We start from the raw sequence: 15758 nt of genomic DNA on the forward strand, positions 1-15758 counted from the left end.
ACCGGGTGATCCGGTGGGGCGCCCCCGCCCCTTCGCTGCGAACCGCTGCCGTACGATCACTGCGGCTGCGGCCGTCCGTGAGATGTGTACGAGAGGCGTGCCCCATGAACCCGGCCCCCACCAACCCAGCCTCCGCGAACCCGGCGGGCCTCGTCGCGCCGAGGAGCGAGAGCAAAGTCGGATGCCTGCGGGTGTTCATCGGCCTGCTGGCGGGCGTCGTCTCCTCGCTCCTGCTCAGCGGTGCGCTGGTGAGCACCTGGACGTACTGCAGCGACGAGGCGCCCGGGGAGTATCTGGCGCCCGACGACGGGCAGGCGCTGTGGCTGCCGTTGTTGCTGCTCCGGGTCCTGGTCTACGGCGCCGCCTTCGTCGCGGGGGACCTCCTCGCCAGGCGCGTCTGCCCCCTCCAGAGGCGGTGGAGCCGTGCGGCGGTCGCTCTGCTGGGCGCGTTCGTGCTCTGCGCTGTGTTGTTCGCCGTCGACTTCTCCGTCAACAACGGCATGGACCCGGGCACCTACCTGAGGAGCAGGTGCCCGGGCGGCCACCTGCCGTGGTGGCCGTTCTGACGCGTTCCGAAGCGACGGCCGAAGATCAGCCGCACTACTACCTGCCGTGGAAATTGGTGGCCCACGAGGAGGTTGATTCTGGGCCTGCCACGGGCATGCCTTCTTTATCGGCGTGCCTGCCGCCGTCCGCCCCGCCTCGGCTCCGAACTGCGCCGATGGATGCGCATGCGCATCGCTCGGCAAGGAATGCCGAACTCCTTACGTTGCGCTCGACGGCGCCGGAACTATGCGGCAGGGAGCGGCCGTTGCGGGCGGCGTCGAAGTCCGGCTCATCGGCGGTACGGCCTGACGCTCAGCCGACCGTCTCACCGGGAGTGACCTGGACCGCCGTCCATAGTCAAAGGCGGAGTGCTGTGGCCACTGCCGTGGGGCCGTGGATGGTCGCACCGCGGGCATAGGCGGTGGTGTAGGAGTCGTCGCCGAGCGCGGCGCGGGCTGTCCGCTCGCACTGCTCGCGCATCGCCTGCAGTTCTGGTGCTCCGCGTTGCGGGTGGCCGACGCTTGCCCAGTATGCACCGCTGGTGCCGTAGACGGACGCCGCGTTTTCCGGGTGGCCGTCGGCCGCCAGCGCGGCCGCCAGGAGGTCCAGTCCCAGCGCGATGCCGAAGGCGTCGCCGAGGAGCTGTTTGCTCTCCAGCATGGCGCGCGCATAGGCGGCGGCTTCCGCGGGCGATCCGGAGAAGAGGGCGACGAGGGAGAGCTGGTAATCCAGATAGGAGCGGGTCCAGACCTCGCCGACCTGTACGCACCGTCCGCGTAACTCCATGGCACGTTCCCGGCCTTCGGCGAAGGAACCCAGGGCGGTGAGGGACAGGACCTCGATCAAGTGGCAGCGCAGCCGGTCCGAGGAGTCGAAGGCGTCGCCCGGGGCGGCGTTCAGCGCCGCGCGTACGGCGTCGAGGGCCTCATGCGGATGGCCGGTGAGCATGTTCAGAAGACCCGTGAGACACGCGGCGCCGATGTGCTCCTCCTTGTCGCCGGCGAGGTCCATCGCGGCCTGCACCTCGGTGCTGATCCGAGCGGCGAGCTCGTGGTCACCGAGCAGGGTGACGGTCGCCCCGAGGCCGATCAGGGCACGAGTGCGGGCCGGGCCAGGAAGGGTGTGGGCTTGCAGTGCGCGATCGAGGTAGTCGCGGGCCTCCTTGAGATGACCGCAGCAGGTCCAGAAGTAGACCAGCAGCGCGGCGAGTTCGGCGGCCTGGGCCGGGTCCTGGACAAGCCAGTGGTCCAGGGCGGAACGCAGATCGGGGTGTGCGTCCTCGATCATTCGGTAGCCGAGGAGCTGGCCGCTGCCCGGCCAGCCGGCATCAGCCCGTCGCGCGAGTGCGGTGAAGTACTCGCCGTGCTTCCTGGTGTGCTCGGCGACTTCGCCGAGCTCTTGCAACCATTGGTGGCCGTAATCGCGAATGGTGTCGAGCATGCGGTAGCGGTCGCCGATGTCACCGGTGGTCTTGTCGACGACGCTCTGGGTGACCAACCGCTCCAGAAGCGGCTCCAGCTCCTGGGCAGCCAAGGGCCCGCCGACAGCGACCGCTTGAGCCGCAGCGAGGTCGAAGGAGCCCCGGAAGACACTGAGGCGGGCCCACAGCAGCCGCTCCAGCGGGGCGCACAACTCATGGCTCCAGCCGATCGCGGTCCGCATGGTCTGGTGCCGCCGCGGCCAGACGAAACCGGAATGGGCCAAGATATCGAAGCGCGAGCTGAGCTGGGCGGCAACCTCGCCGACAGCGGTCGGGCCGACCTGGGCAGCGGCCAGCTCGATCGCCAGCGGGATTCCCTCCAGGCGGCGACAGATGGACGCGGCGGCCTCGAGTGCGCCCGGCTCGGCCGTCCAGGTGGGGCCCAGCCTGGCCGCCACCCGCTCGCTGAACAGGACGAGTGCCTCTGCCCCGTCGGCCGGCAGCGGCGCTACCTCGTGGATGTCCTCGACCCATGAGGCCAGCGGGCGGCGGCTGGTGGCCAGAACAGTCAGACCCGGGACCGTAGTCAGAAGGTCTCCCAGCAGGCGGGCGCACTCCTCGACGAGGTGCTCGCAGGAATCGAGGACGAGTAGCAGCCGTTTGTCCGCCAGCCACTCGCACAGCGCCTCCACGGGCATCTGGGGAGAGTGGTCGGCGAGGTCGACTGCGTCGCTGATGGTGGGGAGGAGCAAACGCGGACTTTCCAGCGTGCTCAGGTCGGCCCACCAGACGCCATCGGGGAAGCGTGAGACTCCGACGGCAGTTTCGGAACCGGCTCGTCCGCCGATGTCCCGTGCTTGCCCGATTTTGGCGCCGACCGCCACGCCCGCCGCTCGCTGCGCCAGCCGTGTCTTGCCGACCCCGCCGACCCCTGTCAACGAGACCAGCCGACGCCGGCTCAAGGCCGTTTCCAGCTCCGCCAGTTCGCGTTCCCTGCCGACGAAGCTCGTCGTCTCCAGCGGAATGTAACCCTTCACGGCGACAGCCTGGCATTGATTGGCTACGTAGGGAAACACCGCTCCCGAACCTGGCCGAGCCGGACTGCTGATGTTTGCACGTTAGGCGGTCAAGCTGTGGCGGTGACTGGTTCGGAGGCCTGTCCTTCGATGGGGCGGAGGCGGCAGCGGGCGAGGGTTTCGCTGCCGGTGTAGCGGCGGGCTTCGATCCACTCATCGGTCTGCTCGGCCAGGACGGCGCCGATCAGGCGGATGACCGAGGTGTGGTCGGGGAAGATCCCGACGACGTCGGTGCGACGGGGGATCTCCTTGTTCAGCCGTTCCTGCGGGGTGTTGGACCAGATCGACTTCCAGACCACGCGTGGGAACGCGGCGAAGGCCAGCAGGTCCTCGCGGGCGGCCTCGAGGCGCTCGGCCGCGGCGGGGAACTTCTCGTCCGGCGCGGCGATGGCGGTGGTCATCTGGGGCGGCCCCTGCGGAGGCATCTCGGCCCGCCGGCGACGGAGGTGACAGCGGCGATGTGGTCGCCGGTCGCGAGAGCGATGTCCGCCGCTTGTTCGGCGTACCCGCACCAGCGCACCGTCTCACCGGCCTCCCGCCAATGGTGGGCGAGTCGTCCGATGGGCTTGGGCCGCATGGTCTCCAGCGTGGCTGCCGCGCTCCGGTGGGCAGCCCGGCGCGCGGCGGGCACCGCACGTTTGTATACCGTCCGGGCAGCAAGTGCGTGACGGAAGGAGATCCGACCCTCGCCTGAGCCGTACTCGACGAGCAGGCCGCTGCGCCCGACGTCGGCGACCGCTGCTTCGACGGCCGGGCGATCGCGGAGTGCTTGGCTCCGCCCAGTCCGCTGACCGCGCCCAGGGTGCGTTCGTCCGCGGGCTCGCTCAGTACAGCAGCCGCCAGCAACCCGTTGTGCCTCGGCGCCGATCCGGGCAAGCCGCTCGGTGACGGCGTCTCGGATTGTCGGCGGCACCGCGATCTCCTCGAGCGTGCGCCGAACCCACTCACCATCCCGCCGAACGACGTCATTGCGGTCCCGCATGGGCGAACACATCGCTTCCCGCGGCCGCCAGGACGACAGGTCCACCGCGGTGCCGTTGGCCACAGTCCCGTTGACGATGGCCGGCAGCCCGTGCGGCCTTCGAGCACGAGCTCACCCTCCGCGGAGTCCTCGCGTGCGTCCGGGCCGGCCAAGGCGTGCACCCGCAGCGGTTGGCTGCCATCGGCGTCGGGCTGCCCGAAGGAGAATCGGTAGGTCAGCGCTTCGCGTTCGGCGCCGTCGAGGTGCACCTCGAATTCGTAGCGGACCTCGGGATGGAAGCTGGTTCGGGTGAGACGCCGGTGATGTTGGAGATCACGTCCACGACGAACACAGTGCTGCCTTCACCGGCCAAGACGTAGAGGTCGTCGATGAGAGCCGGCCTTTCCGGGCCGACAGCGGCGTGTCGTGGGGACCCGATGACGAGCGGTGGCCGGACAGGGGCAAGCCGCGTGGGCCTTGCGGCAGCGCCGGCCCGATGCCCCGTCTCAGTGGCGTCCGGCGGCGCTTTCGGCCGGGTGGCACACATCGCAGGTCACTCGCCGGGCGGACGGTGCGTCCGCCGGAGCCCCGGCGACGGCTTCCGACTCGATGTGGGCGTGGTGCCCGCACACTCGGGTGCCGCAATGAGCGAAGGCTGCCACGGCCTCCGGCGGTTCGTAGGCTCCGAGTGAGGCGGGACGCGAGAGGGTGCCGTCAAGGCATTGCAAGGAATTAGCTGATCTGTAGTACGAAACACCCATTCCACCTCAAATGTAGACATGAGGCGCTCTCCTCGCATGTGAGCGAAGTCCACCCGCGTGCCGCCTTGGGCCAATGCGGTGACCTCTGTCGCTGGGCCTGCCCGAGCGGTGTGATGACCCGTTCGAGTCACTGCCTTCGGCGAGTGCCGCGGCTCGGATCTGTCAGCGTGGTGTCCGCCCCCAGGGGCATCATGCGGTGCGACTGCGTAGTGCGATCTGAAGCAGCTCTCCGCCCGCACCCGTCAGTGCGCGATCTTCCGGCCACACGGCGTGAAGCTGCCGGTGAAGGTCTGCTCCGCTGACCGGGACCTCCACGATGCGGCCGTTGGCGAGGTCCTCCTGGACGGAGACCGCGCTGAGCACGGCCGGCCCGGCCCCTTCGATGACGGCACTGCGCACCGCGGCGTTGGCGTCGAGCACCATCAGCGGCCTGACCGGCCTGGCCTCGGACCGGGCGAGCACTCGTTCGAGGGTCTCGCGTGTGCCGGAACCTCTTTCCCGGACGATGAGCCGGGTCCGGGCCAGCTCGTCCAGGTCGACGGGCTCCAGCAGTTGCGCCCAGGGATGCTCGGGGGCCACGACGACGATGAGCCGATCGCTGCCGACCTGACGTGAGTTGAGCCCGGACGGAACAGCGGACGTCTCGATGAACCCCAGGTTGATGCGCTTCGCTGTGGCGAGCGCGGTGACGCGTTCCGAGTTGGTCACCTTGAGGGTGACGGAGGTGTCGGGCGCCACGCGTTGAAGAGCACTGATCCACCGTGGCACGAAGTGTTCGGCGAGCGTCATGCTGGACGCGAGGTGCAGATCGATGGCGCGTTCTCCGCGCAACGCGGCGACGCCGACCATGAGCGAGTCGACTTCGGCCAGTACCCGCCCGGCCCATTGACACACCGCCTTGCCTTCGACGGTCAGCACCGAGCCGCGGGTGTCGCGTTTCACCAGCCTGAGCCCGAGATGGCGCTCCAGTTGGCTCAGCCGCTTGCTCGCCGCCGGCTGGCTGATCCCCAGGCGCTCGGCGGCCTGCGCGATGCTGCCGAGCTCCGCCACTGACGTCAGCACGCTCAGATTGCTGAGGTCGGGGGGTGCCGTTCTCATAACCACAGTTTAGAGAGGCATTCCCGATCGGGTGGTACCCGGCGGGCTCCCGCCCGCCGAGGATCAGGGAGCGCGGGCGGTGGACGGGTGGGGCTTCTGCAAAGACGCAGACGCCCCGTACCGCGCCACTGCCGGCCGCGACGCCTGGCCCACGCCCGGAGCCCGGTGGCTCCCGGTGCGGTCAGGCGATGGAGAAGACCCGTCCTTGCGGCAGCCGACGACCGGTTCGTTTCTTCGGCTCGCTCGCCGCGACCCAACGCTTGGAAGAGAGCGCACCCCATGTCCCACCACCTGGACTCTCCGATCGCCCGGCAGGACCCCCGGCTGGACATCACCGATCTGTACGTCTTCCGGGGCGAGCAGGGCACGGTCCTGGTCACCAACCACAGCCACTCGCTCGCCGGCGAGGACATCCCGCGCGGTCTTCACCCCGAGGGGAAGTACGAGTTCAAGATCGACGGGAATGGCGACGCGATCGAGGAGGTCACCTATCGCTTCACCTTCGGCGAGACGGAGGGCGATGGCACTCAGCCGTACGAGGTACGCCGGCTGGCCGGGGCGGAGGCGCGCGATGCCTTCGGCGGCGGTGTTGTCCTCGCCCAGGGCCGTACAGGGCAGGTCGTCGAGTTCGAGAGTGGACGGGCCTGGGCCGGTAAGGCCGGCGACCCCTTCTGGATCGAGCCGGACGTCCTGCACGCGGTGGGGGCCGCCTTCGAGGCCGGCACGAGGATCGAGCTGGGCGAGTGGACTCCGGACCTGGCCACGAACCTGTTCGCCGGCCACACGGTGTACTCGCTCGTCCTGGAACTCATCGACGAGGAGCTTGCCCCGATCGCGGGGCCGGATCGCCGAATCGGTGTCTGGGGCCTCGTGTCTCTGGCGACGGACGCTGGGGGCTGGCGACAGATCAACCGCGCCGGGCTGCCGATGATCCACCCGCTGTTCACCCAGCTGGACGAGCACCTGGGCGATCACCTGAACGAAAGTCACCCTTCCGAGGACCGCGAGACCTACGGGAAGGTGATCACGGACAAGGTGGCCGGGGTCGTACGGGCCTACGGAAACGCCGAACACGCCGAGGCTTACGGCCGGACGGTGGCGGAGAGGTTCCTGCCGAACATCCTCCGCTACACGGTCGGCACGCCTGCGTCCTTCGGCTTCGCCGCCTGGAACGGCCGCTCGCTGATCGACAATGCTCCCGACGCGATGTTCTCCTTCGCTGCCAATCGGGCTGTCACCCTCGCCATCGGCAAGGAGTCGATCACCTCCAAGCCGCGCGCGACCTTCCCCTACGTCCCGACAGCCTGACCAGAGGCAGGTCTCCGGACTGCTCATGCGGGGGTGGCCGTGCCGGCCACCCCCGCGTCGCCCTGCTCCGTTCACACGAATCCGCCTTCGAGCGCGTCCAGTCGGCAGCCATTGCGAGCCGACCGGGTCCGGAGCTCCTGCGGGCGCGGCCGGTGAAGATCGGCGCGGGACCGACTCCCTGCTCTGGATCCCGATCGAGCGGACCAGCGGGGACGCGGGCGCCTGAGGCTTGGGCTTCAGCCCCGCGTCGTCGGTCGACCCCGCTCGACGATCTCGGCGACGGCCGCGAAGGGGTCGTGCTGCGCGATCTCGTTCCGGACGGCCTCCGCGCGCTCCCGGAACGACTCTTCGGACGTCACCCTGTCGACGGCGGCGCGGAGTGCGGCTTCCTCCGGTCGTGCCGTGCGCAGGTCGACCCCGGTGCCCGACCAGGTGACGCGCGCGGCGACCTCGGGCTTGTCCTCGGTCTCCCCTGCGACCACGAGCGGGACACCGTGCCGCAGCGCGGACTGCACCCCGCCGTACCCGGCATTGGTGACCAGGACGTCCGCCAGTGGCAGGAGGTGTTCGAAGGGGACGAATCCGGCGAGGCGCACGTTCTCGGGGACGCGGTCGCCCAGCGCGGCACGGACCAGGTCCGGGCCGTCGGGGCGTGCGGTCGCGGCGACGACGACGGCATCTGAGCCCTCCAGGGCCCGAATCGTGGGGACGACGAGCTGCCCGAGGTCTTCGTTCGCGACCGTTCCCTGTGTGACCACGACGACCCGCCGACCGGCCGTCAGGTCGGCCCACCAGTGCGGTAGCGGGAAGTCACCTGCGGGGCCCGGAGGGATGGCCCCGATGAGGCGGAACCCCGCGGGAGCGTCGCTGCGCGGGTACTCGAATGCCGGGACGCTCAACTGCAGCAGGTGGTCCGGGATCGTGCACCAGGCGTTGAACAGGAAGTCCGGCAGTGCGACGCCCATGGACGCGAACACGGCTTCGGCGTGCTGCTGCACGTCGGCCAGCGCCGTCCGGGCGTGGGAGCGCATCTGCGCGTAGTGGTCGCGTTCCTGCGGCGTGCTGGGCGCAGGCCGGGCCCGAAGGGCGCCGTGTCCACGCTTTCGAACGTCGGGGGAGCGATGCCGATCTGGACCAGGGTCGGCCGCCGGCCCCGAGGAGCGCGCAGTGCCATGGGAAGCGTTCCCACGATGGAGAGTTCGCCGATTACCGTGGTCGCGGGGAATTCCGCGAGCAGTTCGCTCAGGCGTGTGTCGTGGTAGGGCGCGGAGTTGAGGAAGAAGTGTTTGAGGACGTAGGAGATCTGCTCGGCGGGCGGAAGCTGCTCGTGCTCGGGCGGCGGTGAGCCTGGTGCCCGCTCCGTGTAGTCGATCTCCGAGGGGAACGGCTCGAACCGCGCGCCGGTCGCCTTCGCGCGCTCCTCGAACAGCCTGCCCGTGTAGAAGAGCACCTCGTGCCCGCGCTTGACCAGGTCGTCGGCGATCGCTGAGAGCGGCGCGAAGTGTCCCTGCGTGGGCAGCGAGGTGATGACGACCTTTGTCATGGTTCCGTTTCGTGCTGAGGGGCTGCGTCCGCATGGGGACAGGAGTACGTCGAAGACCGGACGATTCGGCAGCGTGGACGCGCACGGCCACGTCCACACTCGCTAATGGACCGGTCATCTAGAGGCAGAGTACTTGACGCGACAATCAAGTCACCGCTCGGGTCCGCGTGCCCTCGCCTCCTTGCGCGGGAGCCACTCCAGGCGGAAGCCGGCGTTGTGACGGCGTGGGTCTGGTGTGTCGGCCGCGAGCAGGGCTGCGGTCTCGATCTGTCGCCGCGCCAGGGCCATGGGCCCTGACACCTTGTCGGCGAGGCGGCTGACCCTCCTTATAGCCTCGGGCCTATGACCGACGACGCCTTCGTTCCGGACGACTTCGTCGTCCCCGTGGATCTAGCCACCGAGCAGTTCCGTTTGGAGCCGCTGGGGCCCCAGCACAATGCCGCCGACCATGCAGCTTGGACCAGCAGCATCGAGCACATCCGTGCGACGCCAGGCTTCCAGGACCGAGGGTGGCCTCCCGCAGACGGGATGAGTCTGGAGGCGAATCTGAGGGACCTGCATCGTCACGAGCAGGACTTCATCGAGCGCCGCGGGTTCACCTACACCGTTATCGAGCCTGCCACCGGCCAGGTGATCGGCTGCGTTTACATCTATCCCTCCCACGGAGACGCCCGGGCGACGGACGTCCGCTCCTGGGTTCGCGCCGATCGTGCCCATCTGGATGCGCCGCTGCACGCGGCCGTCACGACGTGGTTGTCGCACTGGCCTCTCGGAAGGCTCAACTACGAGCATCGCTGACCACGGTTCTACCGGTCAGGTCCGCGTCAGCCTTCCGCAGCAGGGCGATCGGGTCGTTCACACCGCGGGCGTGCAGGACGTAGGCCCATTGCAAGTCGCTGTCGGCCGCGGTGTCCTGATCGACGGTGACCTGCCGGGCGGGTCCACCGCTGGGCGTCCGGACGTTGGCCAGCAACTGGCCGGCGCCGAGGTGGGGGTGGGCCGGCTTCAGCCCGCAGGACGAGCTTGTCCTCCCAATCGAGGGCAGGTGATCGGCCCGGCACGCGGATCAGGTGGTAGGTCGGTACCTGTTCGAAGCCATCTCCGGCAACCCGAATGACCCAGAAGGGCTCCGCGGGCGCAGCCTCGAGGTATCACTGCGCAGAGTGCTGGCCAACCGTCTCACTGGGTGTGCGCACCCCCGTAGGCCAGTAGCCGCTTGGGCAGGGCACCACGCCCGCGGACGTGAGGTTACGAGTCTGCGAAGTCGCAGGCGCTCGGCCGCCCGGTTCCCGCCGACCGCGACGGCGATAGCCGTGGGCTCGTCGAGTGCGGTCCCCTGCGTGCAGATCATGCGGGTCCTGCGGCGCGGGGATGAGGCATTGTCGCGGTGCGGGCGAGGCGGCACAAGTTGGTCTGCCCGGCGGCTCAGCCCTTGGCCGTCACGCTCCCGGCCGCCGGGAACCCCTCTCCCACCAGTGCCAGTGCCAGTGCCAGTGTCGGCTGGGGAGCGGTGACGAGGAACGCGGCGATTCCCGGCCTCGTCGGTTGGTCCCGCCACCCGGTCTTGCCTGGCGTGCGGAGCGCGGTGGCCCCCCGTGGCCACCCCCGACGATGGGCCGTCTCGGGTCGCCCCGGGGTGACGATGGCCCGAACGGTGCGGGCCGCCAAGAGATCATCCAGCTGGCCTGGACCGGCGCCCGCTCAGCACGGATTGAAAATTTCTTCAATTCATGGATTAATGGCACAGGTGGTGCTCTCCTCGGTGCTCTCGGAACGGGGTGGCCCGCGCCCGCTGGACGGCGACCGGCATCGGAGGGTTCCTGTGGACGAGTTCACCGAGGCGTTGATCGAGCGGGTCCGGGCGGCGCGTGCGGCACTGCGCGCGGCCGCCGAGTCGACCGACGTCCTGGGGACGCGTGGGGCCCTGGACGAGTTGGAGAGCGCGTTGCAGCTGGCCCGCGAACACGGTGTCGAGGTCCCGCCGATCGGTGACGGTTCGAGCGGCCGGGTGGGGAGTTGAGCGCTATGCAGGTTCCGCTGTACCAGGCGAAGGCCGAGTTCTTCCGGATGCTCGGGCATCCGGTGCGGATCCGCATCCTGGAGCTGTTGCAGGACGGGCCGAAGCCGGTGCGCGACCTGCTGGCCAGCATCGAGGTCGAGCGGTCCAACCTGTCGCAGCAGCTGGCGGTGCTGCGGCGTTCCGGCATCGTGACGTCGGTGCGAGAGGCCGACACCGTCGTCTACTCCCTCGCCGGCGGGGATGTCGCGGAGCTGCTGCGCGCGGCCCGTCGGATCCTGACCGAACTGCTGGCCGGCCAGCAGGATCTTCTCGCGGAGCTGCGCGAGGAGGCGGACGCGGCCGAGACGGCTCAGACGGTCGAGACGGCTGCCTCGTGAGGGCTGCCGTCCTCGCCGTGGGTGCGCTCCTGCGGCAGGGCATCACCGGCGTCCTGCCGAACCGGGCCACGCTGGGCACGATGCGCCGCCACCCCCGCGGGGACCTCGTCGCCGGCCTGACCGTGGCAATCGTGGCACTGCCGCTGGCCCTCGGATTCGGCATCTCCAGTGGCATGGGAGCCCAGGCGGGGCTGGTCACCGCGATCGTGGCCGGCGCGGTGGCTGCCGTCTTCGGCGGATCCAACCTGCAGGTATCCGGTCCCACCGGGGCCATGACCGTGGTCCTGGTCCCGATCGTCCACGAGTACGGCGCCGACGGCGTGCTGACGGTGGGGCTGGTGGCGGGACTGCTCCTGATGGCGCTGGCCCTGCTGGGCGCGGGCCGCTGGATGGCGTACGTGCCGGTACCGGTGATCGAGGGCTTCACCGTCGGCATCGCGGCCGTCATCGGACTGCAGCAGATCCCCAATGCGCTGGGCGTGCACGCACCGTCGGGTGGCAACCCGGCCGTCGTGGCCGTCAGGGCCGCCGGGGATTTCGCCGCCCATCCCCACGGCGCGGTCCTCGGCGTGGCCGCCGGCGTTGCCGCCGTGATGCTGCTGGGGGCACGCCTGCGCCCCGGTGTGCCGTTCTCGCTGGTCGCCGTGGTCGCCGCGACGCTCACGGTGGCGGCCTTCGATCTGCCGGTCCCCACCATCGGCCCCCTGCCGGCTGGGCTGCCGCGGCCCTCGGTCGGCTTCTTCGAGGCGGGACACCTGAGCGCGCTGCTGCTGCCCGCGCTGGCGGTAGCGGCGCTGGCCGCCCTGGAATCGCTGATGTCCGCCTCCGCCGCCGACGGGATGAGCGTGTCCGAGCGGCACGACAGCGACCGGGAACTGTTCGGCCAGGGCCTGGCCAACGTCGCGGCCCCGCTGTTCGGGGGTGTCGCCGCCACCGGGGCGATCGCCCGTACCGCGGTGAACGTCCGCAGCGGTGCCGCCTCCAGGCTGTCCGCCCTGGTGCACGCCGCGGTGCTCGCCGCGATCGTCTTCACCGCCGCACCGCTGGTGGCGCACATTCCGCTGGCCGCGCTCGCCGGCGTCCTGATCGCCACAGCAGTGCGCATGGTCGAGGTCGGCAACGTGCGGGCACTGGCGCGCTCAGGCCGCGGCGAGGCCATGACCCTCACTTTGACGGCGGCCGTGACGCTGGTGTTCACGCTGACCACCGCGGTGATCGCGGGCATGGTCGCCGCGGGCGTCCTGGCTTTGCGGCAAGTCGCCCGCGCCGCCCGGCTCGAGCAGGTGCCGCTTCACGCGGACCTTGCCCCCGCCGACCGGCACGAGCAGGAACTGACGCTACTGGCCGAGCACATCGTGGCCTACCGGATCGAGGGCCCGCTGCTGTTCGCCGCCCACCGATTCCTGCTGGAGCTCACCGAACAGGCGCACGTCGAGGCGGTGATCCTGCGCATGTCCCGGGTCTCGGCGCTGGACGCATCCGGGGCGAAGGTCCTTCGGGACACGATCGAGCGGCTGACCCGGCGCGGAACCCTGGTCCTGGTCTCCGGAGTCCAGGAGGACCACCTCACCCGGCTGAACGCCCTCGGCGTCCTCGACCGGCTTCACGACGCCGGCCGCGTCTTCGCCGGCACCCCCGAAGCGATCGCCTACGCCCACCGGTACCTCCACACCCAGGGCCTCGTCGCCGCCGCACCGTCGAGCATCCCGGCCCCGGCAGGAACGCAGTGATGGCCAACGGCGCCGGCGCTCAGCAAGCGCACCTCACACCCCCATCACGGACCCGACAGGTCATCCGGCGGGGGCGCCCGGGCTCGAGCACGCATCCGACGCTGCTTGGGCAGCCTCGTAGATGTCACGGGCAGAAGGTGTCCCGGTGACGCGTGTGGCCACCGTTGGCAGGTGGCGGGCAGAGAGCCGGAGCTTTCATCTGACGCTGTCGCTGGAGCCCGGGGCGGTGACGGCCGCTCGGCTCGACGTGACCGAGGTCCTTACTGAGTTCGGATTCGACCGCCGCTCCGCGTTCAGCGACGCCGTGCTGCTGGTCGTCAGCGAACTCGTCAGCAATGTCCTGCGCCATGCCGGCGGCCGCTCAGCAACGGCGGAGGTGACGATCACGATCCACGGCAGCCGGCTGATGGTCGACGTGGCGGACCAAGACCCGCGGCTGCCGGACCTCTCGCCACCGTCGCTGGGCGCGGGCCTTCGAACCGTCGTGGAGCTGGCTGAGCAGTACAGCGGGAACCTCCGCGCGCAGGCTCTGCCGGACGGCGCCGGGAAATCCATGCGAGTCCGTTTCCAAACTCCGAGCACCAGGTGAGCATGTCTCACCCCCAGCTACCGCCGCGCCCTGTCCCAGACGCTGCCCCAAGGCTGCTGCAGAACGGAACCCACTGATGCCCGACAAGCCCACCTCCGAACCCGACGGCCTCGCGCCAGGCACCCCCCGGGATAAGGGCGCCGGCAGCGAGAAGTACAAGGAACGCGGTGTGATCCTCCGCGTGTTCGTGTACGTCATCGCCGGCCACGTCTTCGCAGGATTCCTCTGGCTGCTGTTCTACGTCGGCGCCCACTCACACAAATGACCCGAGTGCCGCGCACGCATGCCCGGGGTTTCCAAGGGGCCGCGGACCATGTGCGGGATCTTGAGACCACGATCAGCCGATGGCAGGCTCGTGCCGCCTATGTCGCGCTGTTGGGCACGGTCCTGGGTGGTCCTTCGGTCGACTCGCCCCTCCTGCCGGTGCCTTCCGCCCGCGCTGATCGGTGGGACCGCGGGAGTTTCAGCGCCTCCGTCGACCTCTGAAGGTGTGGTCACGTTGCTTCGCCGACGTTTGGTGCGGTGGCAGCATGCCCGGCCTAAGGCCGTCGGGTTCTTCGAGGAAACCGCGCAGAAGACCGCGATCGTCGAGGCCGTCTTCGACATCGGCACAGAGCTCGGCGTGCCGGCTTCCCACGTCGCCATCGCCTGGCTGCGCCAGCAGGGCGCGCGGGCGGCCACGGCGTACGTGCCGATCATCGGCCCGCGCAGCGCACCATCTGCTCGCCGCGATGGTTCACCCACGGCACCTCGTCACCGAAGGTGAGCCAGACAAGCGTTGCGGCTCGGCCGATGGCAGTGAGGGGACGCCCCTGCTCACCCAGCGCAGCGCGGGCAACCACGAGGCTCGACACGGCGCTTCCCCCTTCTCTGATGCTGACGGGGGTCCGACTGCACGCGCAGGCAGGGCGGCACCATCAGGAGAGCAGGATACGAAGCACCGTCTCGGCGACCTGGGGAAGTACGTGACCGCGGACGTGGGGATGTGCGTGATCGTCCACAGCGCCCTTGTCAGGGCCTCTCTTTGATCCTCGACGCCTGTTCAGACGGCTGCGAGGATGCACCTCGTGGTGAGTGACGAGGAGTGGGATCGCATCCGGAAGGACCTGCGTTTGGGACAGCGACTGGAAGGGCGGGTAAGCCTCGTTCCTCATCCAGGCGCCATCGGGTTCTTCGTGGATCTGGGCCTTCCGATCGGAGGTTTTGTCGACGTGCTGCTGCTGGCCGTCGAACCAGAGCGCTGGCCGGTGGTGGGAACGGTCGCCGACTTCGAAGTCTGGTGGGCGGATGATCGACCCCAGTTGCGGCTCAAGCCGGTCGACCGCAGCTTCCTGCGCGACGACTTCGACCAATGGCTCCTGAAGTGGCGTCCCAGTTGGCCCGATGAAGCCGGGCAGCCTCTGCCTGGCCGGGAGACAGCTGAGGAGACCCGGGCCCGCATCGAAGCATGGGTGGATGCGACGGCGACCCCGATGCGCGAGCCGGCCGAATCTGTCGACTTCTCCGCGAGGACCGAAGAGTCGCTGCGTGCGGCAGGGTGGTGGCCCGGACGCCAGGTCGCTACCGACGTCTGGCGGGCGACCTTGGAAGAGAGCGGTCACGTCCGCATGCACGAGGCAGCCGAACGCTTCCTCGCCGAGTTCGGGGGGCTGAGCATGGGTTCGCACGTCTCGTTCGACCTGGACGCGCAGTGCCTGGCAAGCGAGACGGACCGCTTTGCCGAGTGGGGCGAGGAAATCGGCCGCAGCCTCTTTCCCATCGGTGAACTTGACGAAGGCCGGTTCTTCCTGGCCATCGACGAGAACAGCGAGATCTACCTCGTCGAGACCTGGGTTGCAACGTTCGGCCCGGCTCAGGGAGCGCTGGAAAAACTTGTCGCAGGCACTCCGCCCACACCCGTCGCAGAGCCGTAGCGTCCCGCCGCCCGACTGCGCGCGGGCCGCTCGCCCCGCGCCCGTCGCCGTTCGTCCGGCTTCCCGCGGTGGTCAACGGGTGTCCGTCTCCTGCCAGATGCCCCGGGCTGCCGCGCCCGCTGTCGGCGACGGCTGAAAAGTGGACCAGTGGCGGCGCTTGAAAGTTGACCCCCTTCAAGGGTCTGGCTCGTTGAGTCAGGCCGGGAGGATGGGTGATCAGCGTGGAGGACTGGGCGGAGATCCGCCGGCTTCATCGCGCCGAGCAGATGCCGGTGCGGGCGATCGCGAGGAAGCTGGCCATCGCGAGAAACACTGTCCGCAGGGCGATCGCGGACGATGCGCCGCCGAAGTATCAGCGGGCGCCGAAGGGTTCGATCGTAGATGTGGTCGAGCCGCAGATCCGTGAACTGCTTGAG

At 69.6% G+C, this 15758-nt stretch carries 17 protein-coding genes and 1 pseudogene; 12 read left to right on the top strand and 6 right to left on the bottom strand.

Annotated elements, in window-relative coordinates; all coding sequences use genetic code 11:
* Positions 1–104 precede the first annotated feature (104 nt).
* Positions 105–566 (top strand): hypothetical protein, encoded by a 462-nt coding sequence (locus BMW99_RS32080; RefSeq protein ID WP_141726038.1) that lies wholly within the window; start codon positions 105–107, stop codon positions 564–566.
* A 337-nt stretch (positions 567–903) separates the two neighbouring features.
* On the opposite strand, the gene BMW99_RS32085 is transcribed toward BMW99_RS32080, so the two are convergent.
* Positions 904–3003, bottom strand: a complete 2100-nt coding sequence (locus tag BMW99_RS32085) for an ATP-binding protein (protein WP_069462562.1) — start codon at positions 3001–3003, stop codon at positions 904–906.
* Positions 3004–3092: 89 nt separating this feature from the next.
* Positions 3093–3416: pseudogene (locus tag BMW99_RS32090) on the bottom strand (transposase); the annotation flags it as partial.
* Between the two features lie 778 nt (positions 3417–4194).
* Between BMW99_RS32090 and BMW99_RS32095 the strand changes: the two are divergent.
* Positions 4195–4383, top strand: coding sequence for a hypothetical protein (locus BMW99_RS32095; RefSeq protein WP_141726039.1), 189 nt, complete (start codon positions 4195–4197; stop codon positions 4381–4383).
* A gap of 570 nt (positions 4384–4953) precedes the next feature.
* On the opposite strand, the gene BMW99_RS32100 is transcribed toward BMW99_RS32095, so the two are convergent.
* Positions 4954–5862: a LysR family transcriptional regulator gene (locus tag BMW99_RS32100; RefSeq protein WP_069462560.1), complete on the bottom strand. Its 909-nt coding sequence runs from the start codon at positions 5860–5862 to the stop codon at positions 4954–4956.
* 279 nt (positions 5863–6141) lie between these two features.
* On the opposite strand from BMW99_RS32100, the gene BMW99_RS32105 reads away from it, so the two are divergent.
* On the top strand, positions 6142–7170 hold the full coding sequence (locus BMW99_RS32105) for a DUF4331 family protein (protein WP_069462561.1): 1029 nt from the start codon (positions 6142–6144) through the stop codon (positions 7168–7170).
* Between the two features lie 236 nt (positions 7171–7406).
* On the opposite strand, the gene BMW99_RS41545 is transcribed toward BMW99_RS32105, so the two are convergent.
* Positions 7407–8135 carry a glycosyltransferase gene (locus BMW99_RS41545; RefSeq protein WP_245791715.1) on the bottom strand — a complete coding sequence of 243 codons (729 nt, stop codon included), beginning with the start codon at positions 8133–8135 and terminating at the stop codon, positions 7407–7409.
* A complete protein-coding gene (locus tag BMW99_RS42365; RefSeq protein ID WP_245791714.1) occupies positions 8066–8713 on the bottom strand; it encodes a glycosyltransferase in 648 nt (215 codons plus the stop codon). Before BMW99_RS42365 ends, BMW99_RS41545 begins: the two co-directional genes overlap by 70 nt.
* A gap of 342 nt (positions 8714–9055) precedes the next feature.
* Between BMW99_RS42365 and BMW99_RS32115 the strand changes: the two genes are divergently transcribed.
* Entirely contained in the window at positions 9056–9511 is a 456-nt protein-coding gene (locus tag BMW99_RS32115) for a GNAT family N-acetyltransferase (RefSeq protein ID WP_069462506.1), read from the top strand.
* Here the strand turns inward: BMW99_RS32115 and BMW99_RS40925 are convergent.
* A complete protein-coding gene (locus BMW99_RS40925) occupies positions 9492–9686 on the bottom strand; it encodes a hypothetical protein (protein WP_141726032.1) in 195 nt (64 codons plus the stop codon). The two genes, BMW99_RS32115 and BMW99_RS40925, sit on opposite strands and share 20 nt — an antisense overlap.
* 849 nt (positions 9687–10535) lie before the next feature.
* Here BMW99_RS40925 and BMW99_RS32120 point away from each other — a divergent pair.
* The 8 genes from BMW99_RS32120 to BMW99_RS32155 all read left to right on the top strand — a co-directional run.
* Entirely contained in the window at positions 10536–10733 is a 198-nt protein-coding gene (locus tag BMW99_RS32120; RefSeq protein WP_107451483.1) for a hypothetical protein, read from the top strand.
* Positions 10734–10738: 5 nt separating this feature from the next.
* A complete protein-coding gene (locus tag BMW99_RS32125) occupies positions 10739–11110 on the top strand; it encodes an ArsR/SmtB family transcription factor (RefSeq protein WP_069462504.1) in 372 nt (123 codons plus the stop codon).
* Positions 11111–11190: 80 nt separating this feature from the next.
* Positions 11191–12840 (top strand): SulP family inorganic anion transporter, encoded by a 1650-nt coding sequence (locus BMW99_RS32130; RefSeq protein ID WP_079138248.1) that lies wholly within the window; start codon positions 11191–11193, stop codon positions 12838–12840.
* A 145-nt stretch (positions 12841–12985) separates the two neighbouring features.
* Positions 12986–13429, top strand: a complete 444-nt coding sequence (locus tag BMW99_RS32135; protein WP_176735419.1) for an ATP-binding protein — start codon at positions 12986–12988, stop codon at positions 13427–13429.
* A 76-nt stretch (positions 13430–13505) separates the two neighbouring features.
* Positions 13506–13694, top strand: a complete 189-nt coding sequence (locus tag BMW99_RS42770) for a DUF6126 family protein (protein ID WP_069462502.1) — start codon at positions 13506–13508, stop codon at positions 13692–13694.
* 225 nt (positions 13695–13919) lie between these two features.
* Positions 13920–14195, top strand: a complete 276-nt coding sequence (locus tag BMW99_RS32145) for an aldo-keto reductase family protein (RefSeq protein WP_075018059.1) — start codon at positions 13920–13922, stop codon at positions 14193–14195.
* A 304-nt stretch (positions 14196–14499) separates the two neighbouring features.
* Entirely contained in the window at positions 14500–15342 is an 843-nt protein-coding gene (locus tag BMW99_RS39510) for an SUKH-3 domain-containing protein (protein WP_176735418.1), read from the top strand.
* A gap of 212 nt (positions 15343–15554) precedes the next feature.
* The coding region (locus BMW99_RS32155) for a helix-turn-helix domain-containing protein (RefSeq protein WP_143080591.1) at positions 15555–15758 on the top strand (204 nt) is incomplete at its 3' end.

The sequence above is a fragment of the Actinacidiphila rubida genome (assembly GCF_900110255.1).
GTDB classification, from domain to species: domain Bacteria; phylum Actinomycetota; class Actinomycetes; order Streptomycetales; family Streptomycetaceae; genus Actinacidiphila; species Actinacidiphila rubida.

What these genes read in the sequence shown, in the direction of transcription:
- BMW99_RS32105 (WP_069462561.1), top strand. Translation starts at nt 6,142, where the DNA reads ATGTCCCACCACCTGGACTCTCCGATCGCCCGGCAGGACCCCCGGCTG.
- BMW99_RS32115 (WP_069462506.1), top strand. Translation starts at nt 9,056, where the DNA reads ATGACCGACGACGCCTTCGTTCCGGACGACTTCGTCGTCCCCGTGGAT.
- BMW99_RS32080 (WP_141726038.1), top strand. Translation starts at nt 105, where the DNA reads ATGAACCCGGCCCCCACCAACCCAGCCTCCGCGAACCCGGCGGGCCTC.
- BMW99_RS32130 (WP_079138248.1), top strand. Translation starts at nt 11,191, where the DNA reads ATGCGCCGCCACCCCCGCGGGGACCTCGTCGCCGGCCTGACCGTGGCA.
- BMW99_RS32125 (WP_069462504.1), top strand. Translation starts at nt 10,739, where the DNA reads ATGCAGGTTCCGCTGTACCAGGCGAAGGCCGAGTTCTTCCGGATGCTC.
- BMW99_RS41545 (WP_245791715.1), bottom strand. Translation starts at nt 8,135, where the DNA reads ATGGGCGTCGCACTGCCGGACTTCCTGTTCAACGCCTGGTGCACGATC.
- BMW99_RS42770 (WP_069462502.1), top strand. Translation starts at nt 13,506, where the DNA reads ATGCCCGACAAGCCCACCTCCGAACCCGACGGCCTCGCGCCAGGCACC.
- BMW99_RS42365 (WP_245791714.1), bottom strand. Translation starts at nt 8,713, where the DNA reads ATGACAAAGGTCGTCATCACCTCGCTGCCCACGCAGGGACACTTCGCG.
- BMW99_RS32100 (WP_069462560.1), bottom strand. Translation starts at nt 5,862, where the DNA reads ATGAGAACGGCACCCCCCGACCTCAGCAATCTGAGCGTGCTGACGTCA.